The 18729-nt window shown below is 64.2% G+C and carries 20 protein-coding genes; 16 read left to right on the forward strand and 4 right to left on the reverse strand.

All coding sequences use genetic code 11. The features are described 5' to 3' along the window. The first annotated feature begins 1 nt into the window (after nucleotide 1). The 8 genes from pcaG to ACIQH5_RS06510 all read left to right on the forward strand — a co-directional run bounded on the left by pcaG (nucleotide 2) and on the right by ACIQH5_RS06510 (nucleotide 6862). Nucleotides 2-616 carry a protocatechuate 3,4-dioxygenase subunit alpha gene (gene pcaG / locus ACIQH5_RS06475; protein WP_400401333.1) on the forward strand — a complete coding sequence of 205 codons (615 nt, stop codon included), beginning with the start codon at nucleotides 2-4 and terminating at the stop codon, nucleotides 614-616. After that, nucleotides 613-2052, forward strand: a complete 1440-nt coding sequence (locus tag ACIQH5_RS06480; RefSeq protein ID WP_400401335.1) for a lyase family protein — start codon at nucleotides 613-615, stop codon at nucleotides 2050-2052. The genes pcaG and ACIQH5_RS06480 overlap by 4 nt, the downstream gene beginning before the upstream one ends. After that, nucleotides 2045-2848: an alpha/beta fold hydrolase gene (locus ACIQH5_RS06485; RefSeq protein ID WP_400401337.1), complete on the forward strand. Its 804-nt coding sequence runs from the start codon at nucleotides 2045-2047 to the stop codon at nucleotides 2846-2848. The genes ACIQH5_RS06480 and ACIQH5_RS06485 overlap by 8 nt, the downstream gene beginning before the upstream one ends. After that, on the forward strand, nucleotides 2845-3291 hold the full coding sequence (gene pcaC / locus ACIQH5_RS06490) for a 4-carboxymuconolactone decarboxylase (RefSeq protein WP_400401339.1): 447 nt from the start codon (nucleotides 2845-2847) through the stop codon (nucleotides 3289-3291). Before ACIQH5_RS06485 ends, pcaC begins: the two co-directional genes overlap by 4 nt. A 75-nt stretch (nucleotides 3292-3366) precedes the next feature. Further along, nucleotides 3367-4581 (forward strand): thiolase family protein, encoded by a 1215-nt coding sequence (locus ACIQH5_RS06495; RefSeq protein WP_400401341.1) that lies wholly within the window; start codon nucleotides 3367-3369, stop codon nucleotides 4579-4581. A 14-nt stretch (nucleotides 4582-4595) separates the two neighbouring features. After that, nucleotides 4596-5279 (forward strand): 3-oxoacid CoA-transferase subunit A, encoded by a 684-nt coding sequence (locus ACIQH5_RS06500; protein WP_090821864.1) that lies wholly within the window; start codon nucleotides 4596-4598, stop codon nucleotides 5277-5279. 2 nt (nucleotides 5280-5281) lie between these two features. Next, nucleotides 5282-5953, forward strand: coding sequence for a 3-oxoacid CoA-transferase subunit B (locus tag ACIQH5_RS06505; RefSeq protein ID WP_400401343.1), 672 nt, complete (start codon nucleotides 5282-5284; stop codon nucleotides 5951-5953). 105 nt (nucleotides 5954-6058) lie between these two features. Beyond that, complete coding sequence (locus tag ACIQH5_RS06510) at nucleotides 6059-6862, forward strand: IclR family transcriptional regulator C-terminal domain-containing protein (protein WP_400401345.1); 804 nt, start codon at nucleotides 6059-6061, stop codon at nucleotides 6860-6862. Here the strand turns inward: ACIQH5_RS06510 and ACIQH5_RS06515 are convergent, their stop codons facing one another. Both ACIQH5_RS06515 and ACIQH5_RS06520 read right to left on the reverse strand, forming a co-directional pair. Continuing rightward, nucleotides 6863-7225, reverse strand: coding sequence for an iron chaperone (locus ACIQH5_RS06515; RefSeq protein WP_377486759.1), 363 nt, complete (start codon nucleotides 7223-7225; stop codon nucleotides 6863-6865). A 76-nt stretch (nucleotides 7226-7301) separates the two neighbouring features. Beyond that, nucleotides 7302-7700 carry a RidA family protein gene (locus ACIQH5_RS06520; RefSeq protein ID WP_400401347.1) on the reverse strand — a complete coding sequence of 133 codons (399 nt, stop codon included), beginning with the start codon at nucleotides 7698-7700 and terminating at the stop codon, nucleotides 7302-7304. Between the two features lie 137 nt (nucleotides 7701-7837). Here ACIQH5_RS06520 and ACIQH5_RS06525 point away from each other — a divergent pair, with 137 nt between their 5' ends. The 7 genes from ACIQH5_RS06525 to ACIQH5_RS06555 are packed head-to-tail and all read left to right on the forward strand — an operon-like array spanning nucleotide 7838 to nucleotide 16016. After that, nucleotides 7838-8692: a fumarylacetoacetate hydrolase family protein gene (locus ACIQH5_RS06525; protein ID WP_400401349.1), complete on the forward strand. Its 855-nt coding sequence runs from the start codon at nucleotides 7838-7840 to the stop codon at nucleotides 8690-8692. 42 nt (nucleotides 8693-8734) lie between these two features. After that, nucleotides 8735-9217: a cupin domain-containing protein gene (locus ACIQH5_RS06530; RefSeq protein ID WP_179017946.1), complete on the forward strand. Its 483-nt coding sequence runs from the start codon at nucleotides 8735-8737 to the stop codon at nucleotides 9215-9217. Nucleotides 9218-9220: 3 nt separating this feature from the next. Next, on the forward strand, nucleotides 9221-10093 hold the full coding sequence (locus ACIQH5_RS06535; protein ID WP_400401351.1) for an acyl-CoA thioesterase: 873 nt from the start codon (nucleotides 9221-9223) through the stop codon (nucleotides 10091-10093). Nucleotides 10094-10153: 60 nt separating this feature from the next. Then, nucleotides 10154-11842, forward strand: coding sequence for an AMP-binding protein (locus ACIQH5_RS06540; protein WP_400401353.1), 1689 nt, complete (start codon nucleotides 10154-10156; stop codon nucleotides 11840-11842). A gap of 15 nt (nucleotides 11843-11857) precedes the next feature. After that, nucleotides 11858-14248: a bifunctional salicylyl-CoA 5-hydroxylase/oxidoreductase gene (locus ACIQH5_RS06545; RefSeq protein ID WP_400401355.1), complete on the forward strand. Its 2391-nt coding sequence runs from the start codon at nucleotides 11858-11860 to the stop codon at nucleotides 14246-14248. Between the two features lie 2 nt (nucleotides 14249-14250). Continuing rightward, nucleotides 14251-15609 (forward strand): MFS transporter, encoded by a 1359-nt coding sequence (locus ACIQH5_RS06550; protein WP_400401357.1) that lies wholly within the window; start codon nucleotides 14251-14253, stop codon nucleotides 15607-15609. A gap of 8 nt (nucleotides 15610-15617) precedes the next feature. Further along, a complete protein-coding gene (locus ACIQH5_RS06555) occupies nucleotides 15618-16016 on the forward strand; it encodes an acyl-CoA thioesterase (protein ID WP_400401359.1) in 399 nt (132 codons plus the stop codon). Between the two features lie 37 nt (nucleotides 16017-16053). Here ACIQH5_RS06555 and ACIQH5_RS06560 read toward each other — a convergent pair whose 3' ends face one another. Then, nucleotides 16054-16842 carry a VOC family protein gene (locus ACIQH5_RS06560; RefSeq protein WP_400401361.1) on the reverse strand — a complete coding sequence of 263 codons (789 nt, stop codon included), beginning with the start codon at nucleotides 16840-16842 and terminating at the stop codon, nucleotides 16054-16056. A gap of 22 nt (nucleotides 16843-16864) precedes the next feature. Between ACIQH5_RS06560 and ACIQH5_RS06565 the strand changes: the two genes are divergently transcribed. Next, the gene (locus ACIQH5_RS06565; RefSeq protein ID WP_400401363.1) at nucleotides 16865-17851 is read left to right on the forward strand and encodes a PaaX family transcriptional regulator C-terminal domain-containing protein; all 987 of its coding nucleotides are present in this window, start codon (nucleotides 16865-16867) and stop codon (nucleotides 17849-17851) included. Nucleotides 17852-17872: 21 nt separating this feature from the next. Here the strand turns inward: ACIQH5_RS06565 and ACIQH5_RS06570 are convergent, their stop codons facing one another. Next, nucleotides 17873-18655 (reverse strand): VOC family protein, encoded by a 783-nt coding sequence (locus ACIQH5_RS06570; RefSeq protein WP_400401365.1) that lies wholly within the window; start codon nucleotides 18653-18655, stop codon nucleotides 17873-17875. Nucleotides 18656-18729 lie beyond the last annotated feature (74 nt).

Genomic DNA, 18729 nt, shown 5'->3' on the forward strand with positions numbered 1-18729 from the left:
CATGAGCAAGCTGGCACCCACACCGGGTCAGACTGTTGGCCCCTTCTACGGCTACGCCCTTCCCTTTAATAAGGACAACGAACTCCTGGCTCCGGGCAGCCCCGGCAGCATCCGACTCCAAGGCACCGTGTACGACGGCGCGGGGAACGCCATCCCGGACGCCATCCTGGAAATCTGGCAGCCGGACTCCGAGGGCAAGATCGTCCAGCGTACCGGCTCCCTGGTCCGTGACGGCTACACGTTCACCGGCTGGGGCCGCGGCTCCGTGGGCAACTCGGGCGTGTACACCTTCACTACGGTCAACCCCGGCCCCACGGCTCCCGGCGCGGCAGCGTTCATCTCCGTGGCCGTCTTTGCCCGAGGCCTCATGAACCGTCTTTTCACCCGCGTGTATCTTCCCGAAAACGAGGAAGCGCTGGCCAATGACCCTCTGCTGAGCTCCCTCGACCCGGAGCGCCGCAAGACGCTGATCGCCCGCCGCGATCCCGACGGTGGCCTCACCTGGGACATCCGCCTGCAGGGTGGTGACGAGACCGTGTTCCTGGACTTCCAGCAGGACGGCTCGCTGGAAACCAGCGTCAACGCGGACCATTCTGAAGGGGAAACCCAGGCATGACCGACGGCGACTTCGGCCTCCTTAGCCCCGTCTCGGCGTCGCCCGCTGTCACGGCGCTGACCGGCGACCGTGCCGTGATCGCGGCAATCCTCCGCGTCGAAGCCTCCTGGGCTGCCGTCCTTGAGGGTGCAGGGCTTGTCCCTGCCGGATCCGCCGCTGTGGTGGCCGAAGCCGCCGATGGTGACTCTTACGACGTACTTTCAGTAGCGGAACGTGCCCAGGGCGGCGCCAATCCCGTGATTCCCTTGCTTGGCGACCTGCGCGCCCGGGTCCGGGCCCTGGACACCTCCGGAATCGGTGCCGGCAAAGCTGTCCACACGTCGCTGACCAGCCAGGACGTCCTCGACTCCGCCCTGATGCTGCTGGCCAGCCGCACCGTTTCCGCGCTCCTGGTTGACGTCAAGGGCACGACGACGGCGCTCGCCACCTTGGCGGAGCAGCATGCGGACACGCTGTGCGTGGGCAGGAGCCTGACACAGCACGCGCTTCCGTACACGTTCGGGCTGAAGGCTGCTCAGTGGTTCCAGGGCGTGGCCGCTGCGGCTGCCCGCTTGGAATCCCTTGAATTGCCGGTCCAGTTCGGCGGGGCCGGCGGGACGTTGGCCTCAGGCACGAAGCTCACCGCCGGCTCGGACTCCACGCCGTTCACCCTTGCGGATTCCTTGGCTGCCGAACTGGGCCTCGCACCTGTTCCAGCGCCGTGGCACACCAACCGCTTGCCGGTCACGGCCCTCGGCGACGGGCTCGCCGCCCTGATCGATTCCTTCGGCAAGATCGCTGCGGACCTGCTGTTCCTGAGTCGTCCGGAAGTGGGCGAACTTGGCGAACCGCTGGCTGCCGGACGCGGTGTTTCCTCGGCCATGCCGCAGAAGCAGAACCCCGTGCTGTCCGTGCTCATCCGCAGTGCGGCGTTGCAGGCCCCCGCTCTTGCCGCGCAACTGCATCTTGCCGCAGCAACATTCAACGACGAGCGCCCCGACGGAGCCTGGCACAGTGAATGGCCGGCTCTGCGCCAGCTGCTCGCCCTTGCTTTGGGCGCAGCCGGACACCTCCGCGAACTCACCGAAGGCCTCCGTGTCTTCCCCGATGCGATGCGCAGGAACCTGGAAATCTCCGGGCCGCTGCTGCTCAGCGAAGGTGTGGCTGCCGCCGTCGCGCCTCTGCTCGGTGAGGACGGAAAGCAGAAGCTGCAGGCCGTCGTCGACGAAACCCTGAAAGCACCCGCCGCCGAGCAGTCGCGGATTTACACCAAGCTTCTGCGCGAAGCCGTGCCCGCGGACAAGGTCTCCGATGCCACGCTTGAACAGCTCCTGGACCCTGCGAGCTACCTCGGCGAGGCATCGGAGATCAGCCGCCGCATCCTGGCCGCCTACCCCGACTTCACGGCGCCAGCAACAAACACGGGAACCTCAACGAAGGGAGCCACACGTGGCTAAGCCAACAGTCAAGGCCGTGCTGCTGTCCCCGCAGCGCGAACTCGGAGCCAAGCCGCTCTTGGTAGTGGGCCCGTCGCTGGGCACGTCCACTGTGCTGTGGACTGAAACGGCGGCCCTCCTGGGCGATGAGTACGACGTCATCGGTTGGGACCTCCCCGGCCACGGCATCTCGCCCACCACTACCGAAGGTTTCGATGTTGCGGAACTGGCTGACGCCGTCGTCGATCTTGTCGACTCGGTGTCGCCGGAATCAAAGTTCCACTACGCCGGTGTTTCGCTGGGCGGGGCCACCGGCCTGCAGCTCGGCATCAAGCACGGCGAGCGGCTCCGCAGCCTGTCCGTCCAATGCAGCGGCGCCAAGCTCGGCACCCCCGAGGGCTGGCTGGAGCGTGCTGAGACGGTTCGTCAGCTGGGCACGCCCGTGATGATCCAAGGTTCCGCGGAGCGCTGGTTCGGCCCGGGCTTCATGAACCGCCAGCCGGAGATCAGCAGCCGCCTCCTGCATGCCCTCCGCGACGCCGACCGCTTTGGCTACTCGTTCTGCTGCGAAGCCCTCGCCGCTTTCGACGTCCGCGAGCAGCTCGGCAGCATCACTGTCCCCACCCAGGTGATTGCCGGCGTCGAGGATTCAGTAGCGCCGCCGTCGCTCGCCGAAGAAACGGTCGAAGGGATCCGAGCCGGTGGAGGGTCTGCCGTGGTGGAAACGCTCGACGGCGTCGCGCACCTGGCGCCTGCAGAAGCGCCGGCCGCTGTGGCAGAGCTGATGCGCACTTTCATGAAGGAGAACGGACGATGACCTCTTCCGAAGACAACGGCGCTGAACGGAATGGCGCCGTGCAGGCGGATGCCACCGCACAGGACATTTACGACGCCGGCATGGTGGTTCGCCGCGAAGTGCTCGGCGATACGCACGTGGACCGGGCCAACGCCAACAAGGACTCCTTTACCGAGGACTACCAGGACATGATCACCAGGATCGCCTGGGGTGGCATCTGGACGCGACCCGGCCTGAGCCGACAAATGCGATCCGCCGTTACCCTCACGGCACTGGTGGCGCACGGTCACTGGGAGGAGCTGGCCATGCACGTCCGGGCTGCTCTCAACAACGGCCTGAGCAGGGACGAAATCAAGGAAATCCTGCTGCAGACCGCCATTTATTGCAGTGTGCCGTCGGCCAACTCGGCCTTCAAGACGGCCCAAAAAGTATTCGCCGACATTGACGCATCCGAACCCAACTGAGTCGCACTTCAGGTCGTTCTGAACGCTGAAAACGGCCTGAACTGCTACCTAGTTGGGCAAGAGAAAGAGAAACCCATGAATCAGGCTTTTGTGTACGACGCCGTGCGCACGCCCTTTGGCAAGTTCGGCTCCGGCCTTGCCGCTGTCCGTCCCGATGACCTTGCCGCCCATGTGGTCCGCGAGTCCGTCAAGCGTGCTCCGGGGCTTGATGTTGAGCGGATCGATGAGGTGGTGTTCGGCAACGCCAACGGTGCCGGCGAGGAAAACCGCAATGTAGCCCGTATGGCCACGCTCCTGGCAGGCCTGCCCGTCTCCATTCCCGGCACCTCGGTCAACCGGCTCTGCGGTTCCTCGTTGGACGCGGCGATCATCGCTTCGCGGCAGATCAACGCCGGCGACGCTGAGTTGATGCTGGTTGGCGGCGCCGAGTCCATGTCCCGTGCGCCGTGGGTGCTGCCCAAGACCTCCAAGCCCTACCCGGCCGGCGACATGACCTTGGCGTCCACCACCCTGGGCTGGCGTTTGGTGAACCCGGCCATGAACAAGGACTGGACCATCTCCTTGGGAGAGGCCACCGAACGGCTCCGCGAGAAGTACGGGATCACCCGGGAGCGGCAGGACCAGTTCGCTGCTGATTCGCACAACCTGGCCGATGCCGCGTGGAACGAAGGCTTCTACGACAACCTGGTGACCGCGGTTCCGGGCACTGACCTGGTCCGTGACGAAGGTATCCGTGCCGGTTCTTCGGCGGAGAAGCTTGCCGGGTTGAAGACCGTGTTCCGGGCGGAGTCTGACGGGCCCGACGGCGGCACGGTCACCGCCGGGAACGCCTCGCCGTTGTCTGATGGTGCTTCGGCTGCGTGGATCGGTTCGGAGGCTGCTGCCGGGATTCTTGGTTTGGAGCCGCTGGCCCGCATCGCAGGCCGTGGCGCGCACGGCAATGATCCCCAGTTCTTCGGGTTCGCCCCGGTGGAGGCCGCGAACAAGGCCCTCGCGAAGGCGGGCATCGGCTGGGACCAGGTGGGCGCCGTCGAACTTAACGAAGCGTTCGCCGCGCAATCGCTGGCGTGCGTTGACGCGTGGGGGATTGACCCCGGGATCGTGAACCAGCACGGTGGCGCAATAGCGATGGGTCACCCGCTGGGTGCGTCCGGTACCCGCATCCTGGGCACGCTGGCCCGCTCCCTGCAGGCTTCCGGCCAGCGCTGGGGCGTTGCTGCGATCTGCATCGGCGTGGGCCAAGGCCTTGCCGTGGTGCTCGAAAACGTCACTGCCGGCGCGTCGGCATAGAAGGGGTAAGAGTCATGCTGAATTTCATTGACACTGTGGGCGAGGCTGTCGCCAGCATCAAGGACGGGTCCACGGTGATGATCGGAGGCTTCGGCAACGCCGGGCAGCCGTTCGAACTGATCGATGCCCTCATGGACTGCGGCGCGAAGGACCTGACCGTGGTCAACAATAACGCCGGCCAAGGCGACCAAGGACTGGCGTTGCTGATCAAGGAAGGCCGGGTCCGCAAAATGATCTGTTCCTTCCCGCGGCAGTCCGATTCCTGGCACTTCGACGCCAAGTATCACGCCGGCGAGATTGAGCTGGAACTGGTTCCGCAGGGCAACCTGGCCGAGCGTATCCGGGCCGCTGGTGCCGGAATCGGCGGCTTCTTCACTCCCACCAGCTACGGCACCACGTTGGCTGAGGGCAAGGAGAGCAGGTTCTTGGACGGGAAGTGGCAGGTGTTCGAGACGCCGATCCACGCCGACGTCGCGCTTATCAAGGCACTCAAAGCGGACGGCAAGGGCAACCTCGTGTACCGCAAGACCGCCCGGAACTTCGGCCCCATCATGGCCGCCGCTGCCAAGCACACCATCGTGCAGGTCTCGGAGATCGTGCCTACCGGTTCGTTGGATCCGGAGAACGTGGTGACACCCGGTATCTACGTCAACAGCGTGGTCCGCGTCAGCGGTTCCAGCGCAGAGAAGGTGGCCTGATCATGAGCACCCAAACCAGCATCCAGACCTCGGAAAAGCCGTTGGGCCGCGACGAGCTCGCCCAGTTGGTGGCCCGCGACATCGCCCCGGGTTCGTTCGTGAACCTGGGCATCGGCCAGCCCACTCTCGTGTCCAATTACCTCACCGAGGAACAAAACATCACGCTCCACACGGAGAACGGGATGCTCGGCATGGGCCCGGCAGCTGTTGGTGATGAGATCGATGAAGACTTGATCAACGCCGGTAAGATTCCCGTCACTGAGCTGCCCGGAGCCTCGTACTTCCACCATGCCGACTCGTTCGCGATCATGCGTGGCGGGCACCTGGACATCTGCGTTCTCGGCGCGTTCCAGGTCTCCGCCAACGGCGATCTAGCCAACTGGCACACCGGAGCCCCGGGTGCCATCCCCGCCGTCGGTGGCGCAATGGACCTTGCCACCGGCGCCAAGGACGTGTTCGTGATGATGACTTTGTTGACCCGTGAGGGCGTGTCCAAGCTCGTGGAGCAGTGCACCTACCCGGTCACCGGCGTCGGCTGCGTCACCCGCGTGTACACGGACAAAGCCGTGTTCCTCACAGGCCCCGACGGCGTCACGGTCCGCGAGACCTTCGGCTGCACCTTCGAAGAAATCCAGGAGCTCGTGCCGCTGCCCCTGAAGGCCAAGGCAGAGTAGGCCCCGCAACGTCCTCCCCAGCACGTTGTGAGGCCCGCTCTGCGCGCTATTTCGCGAACTTAACGCGCAGAGCGGGCCCCGCAACGCGCTCTAGGATTGGTAACCATGAGCGATTCCGCAGTTACCCCCCAGGCAAGCGACCAGTATGTCCAGTCGCTGGCCCGCGGGCTCGCCGTGATCCGGGCGTTCGACGCGAACAACCCGGTGATGACACTCAGCGAAGTCGCTGCCCGCACGGATCTGACGCGCGCCACGGCCAGGCGCTTCCTGCACACCCTCGTTGAGCTCGGCTACGTCCGCACCGACGGTAAGACCTTCGCCCTGACGGCAAAGGTGTTGCAGCTCGGCTACTCGTATCTTTCGGCGCTGTCTTTGCCGCAGTTGGCACAGCCGCACCTGGAGCAGCTGAGCCTGAAATTGGGGGAATCCACCTCCGCCGCGGTTCTGGACGGGCCGGACATTTTCTACGTGGCCCGCGTTGCCACGCGCCGGATCATGAACGTTGGGATTACGGTAGGCACCCGCTTCCCGGCTTATGCAACGTCCATGGGGCGCGTTCTGCTTGCCGGATTGCCGCAGGCCAAGCTTGAGGCGTACCTCTCGACGGCGGAACTCACCCCGCTCACGCCGCGAACCGTCGCCAGCGCGCCCGACTTGAGGGCCGCCGTCGAGCATGTCCGTGCGCAAGGCTGGTGCCTGCTGGACCAGGAGCTGGAAATCGGCCTCATGTCCATCGCAGCCCCGGTGTGGAACCACAACAACGGCGACAATGTGGCTGCGATCAATGTGTCCTTGCAGGCGCAGGCGGTCGCAGCGCAGCCGGATCCGGCGAAGTACCTCGATGCGGTGCGGCAGGAAGTGGTGGCCACGGCCAACGCCATTTCACAGGACGTGTCCGCGAAGCACTGATTACTTCCGGATTGCCGCCAACCTGGTTTCCAGGATCCGGCGCACCATGGAGTCCGGCACGGGGTTGTCCGCGGAAAACCGCAGCGTCCCGGGCGACCACGAATATCCGCCGAGCTCCTCCGACATTTCCGGCAGGATCTGCCCGCTGAACGGGTACAGGGCCAAGTGTTTCTTCGTCTCCAGAACGCTCAGGAAGCCCTTGCCATCAACCAGCAGCGCGGGCATGCCGTAGCTGACGCCTTCTTCGGCATCGGGCGCGAGTTCGCGGGCTATCCCCACAATCCGTTCCAGGATGGAGCGGTTGTCCTCGGTGACGCTTTCCAGGTATTCGGTGACGGTTCCCATAGGCCAATCCTGCGTCATGGCGGGGAGTTTTTGTACAGATAATGTCCTTTAGAAGCGGTTTTAGGGGCGGTATCTGTACAAAAACTCCAGAGGCTTAGCGCTCCGGGATCACCGCGATGCCCTGGATTTCTATCAGGGCCTCTTTCTGCCAGAGGCGCGTGACACCGATGCCGGCCATGGCGGGGTACTGCGAACCGGCCATGTCGCGCCAGATGCGCCCGATCTCCCGTCCGTTCGCCATGTAGTCGTCCACATCCGTGAGGTAGATGGTCACGTTGACCAGGTCTTCCGGCTGCCCGCCGGCTTCGCGAAGCGTGGTCAAAACGTTGGTGAACGCCTGGGTGAACTGCTCCACGATCCCGCCGGGAACGATGTTCATGTTCTTGTCCAGGGCCGTCTGGCCGCCCAGGAAAACGGTGTTGCCGGCCAGGATTCCGTGGGCAAAGCCCGATGGTTTGGGCAGCGATTCCGGGTTGATCGTTATGTGGCTCATGCTGTTCCTCCTTGTTGTGGCAACTGCAAAAAACTTTTGGAAAGCCTCTGTGCAGATCATTTCCGCCGTGCTACGTTGAGCATATGTGACGATCGTAAAAAAGTCGACACATCACAAAAACTCGAAGGGAACCCGCAATGAAACTAGCCACCTTGCGCACGGCCGGCGGAAGTACGACGGCGGCGCTCGCCACGGGCGCCGCCTCCTACCTCGCGTTGCCCGCCACTGACGTGGGGGAACTCCTGGCGCAGGCGGATTGGCGTGCTGTGGTGGAGGGGGCTGCCGCGTCCAAGGATCAGACCGTCATCGCCGCAGCTGACGCAGACCTCGCGCCGCTCCTGCCCCGCGCGGGCAAGGTCATTTGCTGCGGCTTGAACTACGGCGACCACATCCAGGAAATGGGTCGTGAACTTCCTGAGTTCCCCACCCTTTTCGCCAAGTACGCGGACACTCTTATCGGAGCAAACGACGCTGTGGAAGTCCACGGCAGCGGGCGCGTCGACTGGGAAGCCGAGCTGGCCGTCGTCGTCGGTTCTGAACTGTTCCGCGCTGACGAAGACCAGGCCCGTGAGGCCATTGCCGGGTACACCGTGGCAAACGACGTTTCCATGCGTGACTGGCAGAACCGGACCTTGCAGTGGTTCCAGGGCAAGGCCTGGGACGGCACCACCCCTGTTGGTCCGGTCATGCTGACCGCCGATGAAGCCGGGCAGCACTTCGACGTGCGCGGCTACGTCAACGACGAGCTGGTACAGGAGGGAAACACCAGCACTCTGGTGTTCGGCCCCGCGCAGCTGCTGTCCTACATCTCGCAGTTCACCACCCTGCGCCCCGGCGATCTCGTCCTCACCGGAACTCCCGGGGGAGTGGGCATGGGAATGACCCCGCCGCGCTTCCTCAAGGACGGCGACGTCCTCACCACCGAAATCGACGGGATCGGCCGGTTGGAAAACCAGTTCCGGATCCACGCGCCCGTCGCCGCCACCGTCTAAGTCCCACCCCGCAAAGCGTCACCCCACACGAAGGAGAGACCCATGAGTCAGACCACCACCGAATACCGCCTCGAAGGCGATAACTCCATCTACGCCCAGGCTGACGGCAAGGTTGTCCCTGTTGTCACGCGCGCCGGCGCAGAAGATACCAACACTGCCCAGTCGGGGGACTGCATCCGCGTCTCCGGCGTCAGCATCCAGCACACCCCGGCAACCAAGATCTGGTTCGGCCAGGTGTCCAACACCCCCGGTTACCGCTCCCTCCCGCACCACCACGGCGAGGCTGAGACCGGTGGCTACGTGCTGCGCGGCCACGGCCGGATCTACTTCGGCGAGAACTACTCGGAGTTCATTGACATGAAGGCCGGCGACTGGGTTTTCGTGCCGCCATTCATGCCCCACGTCGAGGCCAACATGTCCATCACGGAAGAACTCGTCTGGCTCACCGCACGCACGCCGGAGAACCTGGTGGTCAACCTTGAGGACGTAGCCGACGAAACCCTCGCCGACTACCGCCGGGCCTAAGCCATGATCACTGGAACCCTGACGTCCGAGACGTTCCTCAAGGCAGTTGACCTAACGCCCACAACGGCAGAGGTCTTCGACGAAGCCTATGAAGCAACCACCCAGTACGTGCCGTGGCCAAAAGCCTATGGTGGAGACATGGTGGCACAGGCTGCGGCCGCAATGATGCGGTCCGTTGATGCTGACAGGACTCTGCACTCGATGCATAGCTACTTCATGCGCCCCGTGGATATCGGTTCCAGTGTCCGCTACGAAGTGGAGCGCCTGCGGGATGGCCGCGGGTATTCCACCCGCACGGTTCGGGGCTTCCAGAACGGCAAGCCTGTATATGCCGCGATGGGTTCCTTCCAGGTTCCCGAAGACGGCCCGGACTTCCAGCCTGAGCCTCCTGCCGCCGTCGAGCCTGACTCGCTGCGGACCGCGGCGGAAGCGCTGGACGGCGTGGACGGCAAAGCAGCGGAGTACTGGTCTGCGGGCCGCAGCTTCGATATGCGCCATATTCCCGGTCCGGTATATATCGAACTCGAAGGCGGTTCAGTGCCGCAGCAGGCGATTTGGGTCAAAGCCTTCGACGCCCTGCCCGACGACGCCGACCTCCACCGCACAGCTTTGGCTTACGTCTGCGATTACACCATTTTGGAGCCGCTGCTCCGGGTGAACGGACTCACGTGGTCCAGCCCCGGACTCGCCACCGCCAGCCTGGACCACTCCATGTGGTTCCACCGGGACGGTCGCGCGGACGACTGGGTGCTCTACGCCCAGGAGGCCATTTCCGGTCAAAGCAACAGGGGCCTCGCCATGGGCCGCTTCTTCGATCGCCAAGGCAGGCTCCTCGCTACGGTCGCCCAAGAGGGCATGATCCGCGCCGGCTCCTGAACAGCTTTTTCCCACCCCCCAATCATCCGCTTCAACGACGCACCACTGAAAGGAACGGCCATGAGCATGATGCCATCGGCCCACGTGGACACGTTCACCCGCCACCACCTGCCGCCCGCCGATACCTGGCCTGCGCTTGAATTCACCCTCCCGGAACTCAACTACCCGGAGCGGCTCAATGCTGCAGCGGTGCTGATCGACGACGCTGTCGAAAAGTACGGCGCCGACCGCCCGGCCCTGTGGACACCCGATGGCTCTGTTTGGACCTATGGTCAGCTCCAGCAGCGCTCCAATCAGGTGGCGCAGGTGCTCACCGAAGACCTCGGGGTTGTCCCCGGCAACCGCGTGTTGCTGCGTGGCCCCAACAATCCGTGGATCGTCGCCGTCTGGCTGGGGGTTCTGAAAGCCGGCGCCGTAGTGGTCACCACCATGCCCATGCTGCGCTCCACAGAGGTCTCCACGCTCATCCAGCTCACTAAGCCGACGGTGGCCATCTCCGATCACCGGTTCGTGGACGAGCTCGCAATTGCGGCGGGGGATGAGGTCAAGGTACTGACGTACGGGGCCGGCAACGGATTCGACGACGACGGCGACCTCGCCTCGCGCTGCGAGCACAAGAGCGGCAAGTTCACGGCAGTGGACACAGCCGCGGACGACGTTGCCCTGCTGGGTCCGACGTCGGGCACCACCGGTGTGCCGAAGGTGACCATGCATTTCCACCGGGACATCCTGGCCAATGCTGACACCTTCGCCCGGTACATCCTGGAGCCCACGGCGGATGACGTCTTCGCCGGTTCCCCGCCGTTGGCGTTCACGTTCGGGCTCGGCGGACTGGTGGTCTTCCCGCTCCGGTTTGGCGCGTCTTCGCTCCTCACCGAGAAGGCCGGCCCCGTGGAACTGGCTGAAGCCGCAGCCGCAGCAGGTGCCAGCATCCTCTTCACCGCGCCCACGGCCTACCGGGCGATTTTGAAAGAGAAGCGCGGCGATCTCCTCCGTGGCCTGCGCATTGCAGTCTCTGCGGGTGAGCACCTTTCCAAGGAAACCTGGGAAGCCGTGCATGAGGCGACGGGTTTGCGGTTGGTCAACGGGATTGGCGCCACGGAGATGCTGCACGTCTTCATTTCCGCAGCGGGGGACGATATTCGCCCCGGAACAACCGGCCGCGCCGTGCCGGGCTTCCGTGCCACCATCCTGGACGACGACGGCAACGAACTCGGCCCCAACAGCATCGGCCGCCTTGCCGTTATTGGCCCCACCGGCTGCCGCTACCTGGATGACGCCCGGCAGGCCAACTATGTGGTCCGTGGCTGGAACGTCACCGGGGATACGTTCTCCATGGACGCCGACGGGTACTTCACCTACCAGGCCCGCTCGGACAACATGATTGTCTCCTCCGGCTACAACATCGGTGCGCCCGAGGTTGAAACGGCCATCGATCAGCACCCGGACGTGGTGGAAAACGCCGTCATCGGGATCCCGGATGAGGAGCGCGGCAGCATCGTCTGCGCGTTCGTCGTCCTGCGCGAAGGCGTCACTGGCGATGCGGGGAAGCGCAAGGAAATCCAGGACTTCGTGAAGCAAACCATCGCCCCGTACAAGTACCCGCGGGATGTTCGCTTCGTCGATGAACTGCCCCGCAATCCCAGCGGCAAACTCCAGCACTTCAAGCTCCGCGACAGGGTCCTCTCGCAGGACAAAACCGGGAGCCAGACCGAACAACTTACCCCCGCCGGCCAGAGCCAGGCCTGAGAAGGAGCAACACCCATGAAAATCGCAATCGTTGGAGGCGGCCCCGGCGGCCTGTACTTCGCAGCACTCATGAAGCAGCTGGACCCGTCACACGACATCACCCTCTGGGAACGCAACGCTGCCAGCGACACCTTTGGCTTCGGCGTCGTGTTTTCCGATGAAACGCTGGGCGGCATCGGCAATGCTGATCCCGTGGTGGCCGAATACATGAGCCGCCGCTTTGCCCGTTGGTCAGATATCGACATCCACTTCCGGGACGAAATGATCACCGTGGGCGGCCAGGGCTTCGCTGCCATGAGCCGCAAGGAACTGCTGGAACTGCTGCAGCGCCGCTGCATCGAACTCAACGTGGATGTTCGTTTCAGCACCACGGCTCCGGCTGTTGAAGAGCTTGAAGCCAACTACGATCTTGTGCTGGCAGCTGACGGCATCAACTCGCAGATTCGCGCTAAGTACGCAGAGTCCTTCAAACCGGACCTTGATCCCCGCACCAACAAGTTCATGTGGCTCGGTACCAACCAGGTGTTCGAGGCCTTCAAGTTCTTCGTGAAGGAAACCGAGTGGGGCGTCATGCAGATCCACGGCTACCCCTACTCGGATGAGGGCTCCACGTTCATTGTGGAAATGCACCAGGATGTGTGGCACGCGGCCGGATTCGACGAGACCGCCAACGAGGTCTTCCCTCCCGGCGTTTCGGACGAGAAAGCAATCGCCAAGATCCGCGAGATTTTCGCAGAGGAACTGAACGGCTACGAAGTCCTCACCAACAACTCCAAGTGGATCAACTTCACCACGGTCCGCAACGAGAACTGGCGCCATAACAACGTGGTGCTGCTGGGCGACGCCGCCCACACGGCCCATTTCTCCATCGGTTCGGGCACCAAGCTGGCCATGGAAGACTCGCTTGCCTTGGCTGCGTGCCTGCACGAGCACGCTGATGTTGAGTCGGCACTGGCTGCCTACGAGGCGGAGCGGCGGCCCGTGGTCGCGTCCACCCAGCGCGCCGCGCAGGCATCGCTGGAGTGGTTCGAGCGCATCGGTCAGTACAAGGACCAGGACCCTACGCAGTTCGCGTTCAACCTGCTCACCCGCAGCCGCCGCATCACCCAGGAAAACCTGCGCCTCCGCGATCCTGAGTTCGCCGATGCCGTGGACCGCGACTTTGCTGAATCCCAGGGCCTCAGCGAGGTGGCACCGGCCATGTTCCAGCCCTTCCGCATTGGTGGGCTGGAGCTGAAGAACCGCATTGTGGTCTCCCCAATGGACATGTACTCAGCTACTGACGGCGTTCCGGGCGACTTCCACAAGGTCCACCTCGGCTCCAAGGCCCTCGGCGGTGCCGGCCTGGTGATGACCGAAATGGTCTGCGTCTCCGCAGCGGGCCGCATCACCCCAGGCTGCAGTGGCCTGTACACGGATGAGCAGCGGGACAGCTGGAAGGAAATCGTGGACTTCGTCCACAGCCGTTCCACCGCCAAGATCGGCGCTCAGCTGGGCCACTCAGGCCGCAAGGGCTCCACCAAGCTCATGTGGGAAGGCATCGACCAGCCCCTCGAGTCCGGTAACTGGACCGCCGTAGGTCCTTCCGCCCTGCCGTACAGCGCTGAGAACCAGACCCCCGTGGAGCTTGACCGCGCGGGCATGGACGCCATCAAGGCGGAGTTCGTCGCGTCCACGGTTCGTGCCGAGGAGGCAGGCTTCGATCTCCTGGAGATCCATGCCGCTCACGGCTACCTGCTGTCCTCTTTCCTGTCGCCGGTGTCCAACAAGCGGACCGACGAATACGGCGGCAGCTTGGAGAACCGGCTGCGGTTCCCGTTGGAAGTGTTCGACGCCGTTCGCGCGGCCTGGCCTGCCGGCAAGCCTGTGACCGTGCGCATCTCCGCCACCGACTGGATCGAGGGCGGCAACACCTCCGACGATTCTGTGGCCATCGCCGCGGCCTTTGTTGAGCACGGTGCTGCCGGTTTGGATGTTTCCACCGGACAGGTGGCCAAGGAAGAGAAGCCCGCTTTCGGCCGCAGCTACCAGACGCCGTTCGCCGACCGCATCCGTCAGGAAGTTGCCGCACCGGCAGGCGTGGCTGTCATCGCCGTCGGCGCCATCTCCACTTACGATGACGTGAACTCCATCCTCCTCGCAGGCCGCGCGGACCTGATCGCTCTGGGCCGCACGCACCTTTACGACCCCCAGTGGACGCTGCATGCTGCGGCCGAACAGGAATACCAAGGCCCCGGTGCCCAGTGGATCCCGCAGTTCCGTGCGGGCCGCCGCAAGCCACCGAGCTCACGCACTGACGCCGTCCGTCCCCGTCTGTCCTTGCTGAAGGAAGCGGACCTTGACGAGGTCAACACCCACCTCCGCTGGACTCCCGAGTCAGCCGCTGCATCGGTTTTGGTGAAGTAGCCATGGCCACCGCACCAGTTAATAACTGGAACGTGCCCAAGAAGACCACCGGCCTGGTGTTGTTCTGCTGCTGGCTCGCGATCCTCGCCGAAGGCTACGACGTCGGCGTCCTGGGAGCGATCCTCCCCGCCCTTGCCGAGTACAAGGAATGGAACCTTAGCCCGCTGGCACTGGGCGGACTCGGTTCATATGCTCTGATCGGCATGCTTATTGGTGCCCTCTTCATCGGCACGCTGAGCGACCTCGTGGGCCGGAAGAAGATGCTCCTGGCCTCCATGGTGATCTTCACGCTCACCCAGGCCGGCGCAGCGTGGGCTCCGACGCCGGAACTTTTCGGCCTGTTCCGGCTCATTGGCGGCCTGGGCATGGGCGGTGTCATTCCGGTGGCAGCGGCCCTGACCATTGAATACTCGGCGCCGAACAAGCGCTCATACAACTACGGCCTGATGTACTCCGGCTACTCGCTGGGTATTGTGGCAGCCGCACTGGCAGCCCTGTTTGTCCTGCCCATGGGTGGCTGGCGTGCGGTGATCGCCATCGGTGCCGCACCGGTGGTCCTGATTCCGATCATCTGGAAGTTCCTGCCTGAATCCTTGGAATTCCTGGAGTCAAAGGGCCGGAAGTCCGAGGCCAAGTCCCTGGCCGCCAAGCTGCAGATCACCGACTACCGGCCAGTGGTTGCCGTTGCCCCCTCAGGTGCGCAGGCGGCGGATCCTTGGTGGAAGACCATCACCACCATGTTCTCCATGAAGTACCTGCGCTCCACCGTCTTCTTCTGGATCTCCCTGTTCCTGGGCCTCCTGCTGGTTTACGGATTGAACACTTGGTTGCCGAGCATCATGAAGAAGGCCGGCTATGACCTGGGCTCGTCCCTGACGTTCCTCCTGGTCTTCAGCCTTGCCTCGGCCATTGGTGGCTTGCTCCTTGGCCGGGCGGCGGACAAGTACGGCAAGAAGCTCATTCTGGTGGTGTTCTACATCCTGGGCGGCCTGGGCATCATGCTCCTGGTCTTCCCCAACACCATGGTGGTGAACCTGCTGTTCGTGGCCTTCGCCGGGGTCGGTTCCATCTCCACATCGCTGGTCCTGACGGGCTACATCGCCGATTACTACCCGGCCAAGGTCCGCGGCACGGCAACCGGCTGGGCGTTGAGCTTCGCCCGACTGGGTGCCATTTCCGGACCGTTGATCGGTGGTTGGATCGCAGGTTCCAAGCTGCCCTTTGAGGCCAACTTCGCCATCTTCGCAGGCATCGCGGTACTGGCAGCCGGCGCGGTGGCGATGATTCCCAAGCCCCAGCCTGAGCTGCCCGTAGCCGCCGTCGACGTCGACCCCGACGACGCCACCGTCAGCGCCCGCTAGGAGCAATCATGGACAGGTTTCCGGAGGCGTGCGTCGAGCGAACGGTGGAATGGGTGGACACCGACGCCTCCGGACACCAGCACAACTCGGCCATCCTGCGCTGGGTTGAGGCTGCGGAGGCCGAGCTGTTCCGAAAGTTGAAGCTGCCGGACTATTTCCCCAACGCCCCGCGAGTCCAGCAAGTCATCAATTACAAGGCCAAGCTGTGGTTCGGCCAGCGCATCACCGCCACGGTGAAGATCCACGCGCTTGGCCGGACCTCGCTGACGCTCGCCTTTGAGGTGATGTCCGACGCCGGTGAGGTGGCCGCGTACGGGACGGTCACCACGGTGCACGTCCCCCACGGCACTACCTCGGCGCAGCCCTGGCCGGAGCATCTGGTCCGGGCCGTTACCCCCGCGAGGTGACAGTTAACGACAATGCCGGCGCCTCGGCGGATCCGGTTCAGGCCTCGACGTTCTGGCTGATGGCGAGTACTCCGCCGCTGGGATCGGCCAGCACGGCATTACGGAAGCCCGGGGCGTCTGTTGGCGGCATCAGCAGCGAACCGCCGAGCTCCACCACACGGCTGGACACAGCATCGGCATCGGACACCTGAACGTTGACAGCCCAGTGGGGTGGCACGCCGGCCCCGGGGCTGGCCAACGTCGCTACGGTAACCACGTCATCCGGCAGGGTTGGATGGTTGGCCCGCCGGGTGCTGCCGGCCAGTCGCCACAGCCCCACGCCCGAGCCGGGTGCCATCTCAAGCCGCCAAGCAAAAACAGTTGCGTAGAACTTCTCTGCGCTGGTCATATCCGGGGTGTGCAGGGCGCTCATCTGCCAAGCACCAGGCGAATCGACGATCTCCGCCACGGTGGGGGCGCTGCCTTCACGTATTCCGAAAGGCGCCCCACTGGGATCGGCGAACAGTGCTGTACGCTCGGCGTTTCCGGCGTCTACGGGCCCAGCGAGAAGGCTTCCGCCGCTCTCAGCGATGAGAGCCGCCGATTCGTCGAGGTCCGCCACGAGGAAGTATGTGGCCCACGCACCGCGGTCAAGCATGGGCGGGGCCTGCCCCACTCCAACCACGCGTCGTCCGTCGAGCCGGGCAACGCGGTAACCAGCGGGTGACGCGTCGTCGAACGTCCACCCGAACAATGAGCCGTAGAACGTTACGGCTTTCCCGACGTCGGGTTGCAGTGACTCGACCCAGCAGGGCGCCCCAACGGGGTAGCTTGGCGCATCAGTCATGGTGGGGACCTCCAAGGAATAAGTGCCGGGACGCCGCTCAGCCTACGCCGACCACAGAGGATCCCGCACCTATGATGAACTGGACTTGCGCCTGCTGTGCGGCGCGGAAATGAGGACCCTTTCGATGTTCGCCGTCCCGGCACCCCCAGTGCGTCACCAGCAGTTGCTCGTCACGATCTTCGGCCTCTACGGCCGGAACGCGGGCGATGCGTTGCCGGTTTCGGCGCTGATTTCCATGCTGGGTTCTCTGGGTTACGACGCCCCCGGGGTGAGGTCGTCGGTGTCCAGGCTCAAAGCCAAGGGCGTGCTGAAGAGCGTCCGTGAGGGCGGCATCGCCAAGTACAAGATTTCCGAGTCTGTCAGCGATGTTTTCCGCGAAGGCGACCGGCGGATTTTTGCCCCGGAACAACCTGCACCGGTGGACACGTGGGTGCTTGCGGTGTTCTCCGTGCCGGAATCGATGCGTAACCGCAGGCACCAGTTGCGTTCCGCCCTTTCAGGATTGGGATTTGGTTCGGTGGCCAGCGGTGTCTGGATCGCGCCGGCCCACAAGCTGGAGCAAGCGCGGGACCTGCTGACAGCAAGCGGTCTGATCGAGTTTGTGGACCTGTTCCGCAGCGATTACGTCTTTGACGGCCCCATGAGACCCAAAATCTCCGAATGGTGGGACCTCAAGGAACTCGATGAGCAGTTCACCGAGTTCCTTGAGCTGTACAACGACGCCGGGCAGCAGTGGACCGAACGGGTGGGCGAGGATCCGGAGGTTGCCTTGGCCGAGTCCACGGAAGAGCTGCGGCGTGATGCTTTCCGCTACTACATCCCGATGCTCACCATGTGGCGACGGTTCCCCTACCGGGACCCGAACCTGCCTGCCGATTACCTTCCACCCGAGTGGCATGGCCCCGCGGTCCGCAGGACGTTCCAGGCGGTTCATCGCCTGGCATCACCCCTGGCCGCTGCACATGCGCACGAGGTCATTGCCGAGGCTCTGGATCCGGCCGTAGCCTGACGCTTCGCCTGGTGTTCGCGGCTACTCGCTGGTGCGGGGTGCGTCGATGATGCCGAAAATTTCGCCCTGCGGAGCCTGGACAAGAGCCATGCGTCCCATCGGACTTTCAGCAACGGGCCTCAGGAGGGTGGCGCCAAGCTCCAACGCCCGCGTGGCAGTGCCGTCCACGTAGTCGCTGGCGAACCACGTGGACCAGTGGCCGGGCGTGTGCTCGGAGAGGTCGGAGTCGTGGTGGACGCCGCCCACCTCACGGCCGTCCAGTGGCCTCCGGATGGTGGAGTAGACCAGGCCTTCTTCAGTGGAGTCCTGGTAGCTGACATCGAAGACCTCGGCGTAGAAGGCTCGCGCTGCAGCGTAGTCGTGGGTGTGGATCTCATTCCAGCACAGGGCACCGTGCTCGTTGACGCGTTCCGCCCCAATGTGGTTGCCGGCTTGCCACACCCCAAAGACCGCGCCGACGGAATCGACGGCCAAGGCCATGCGGCCGGAGTCCATGACGTCGAACGGGGGTGCCATCAGCTGTCCGCCGGCGGCAACTACCTTCTTGGACGTGACGTCCACATCGTCCGAGGCCAGGAACGTGGTCCAGACGGTGGGCATGCCCGGATCCTGTTTGGGGCCCAGCCCCGCAACAGCACGCCCGCCGACGTGCGCCAGGAGGTAATCCCCGGAGTCCTGACCGCCGCATACGAACTCCCAGCCGAATAGATCCGAGTAGAAGGCCTTCGCCGCGTTGAGGTCGTCGACACCCAGGTCCACCCACATGGGTGTTGCTGCGGGCCAGTTAGAGATTTTGGTGGACACGGGACTCCTTGGGTTCGGGGCACAAAGGGGCAGCTGCCTCCCCGGATGCCCAATGCGCAGGGCATCCGAGGAGG

It is taken from the genome of Paenarthrobacter sp. NPDC091711, assembly GCF_044756605.1.
In the GTDB taxonomy this organism is placed as follows: Bacteria; Actinomycetota; Actinomycetes; order Actinomycetales; family Micrococcaceae; genus Arthrobacter.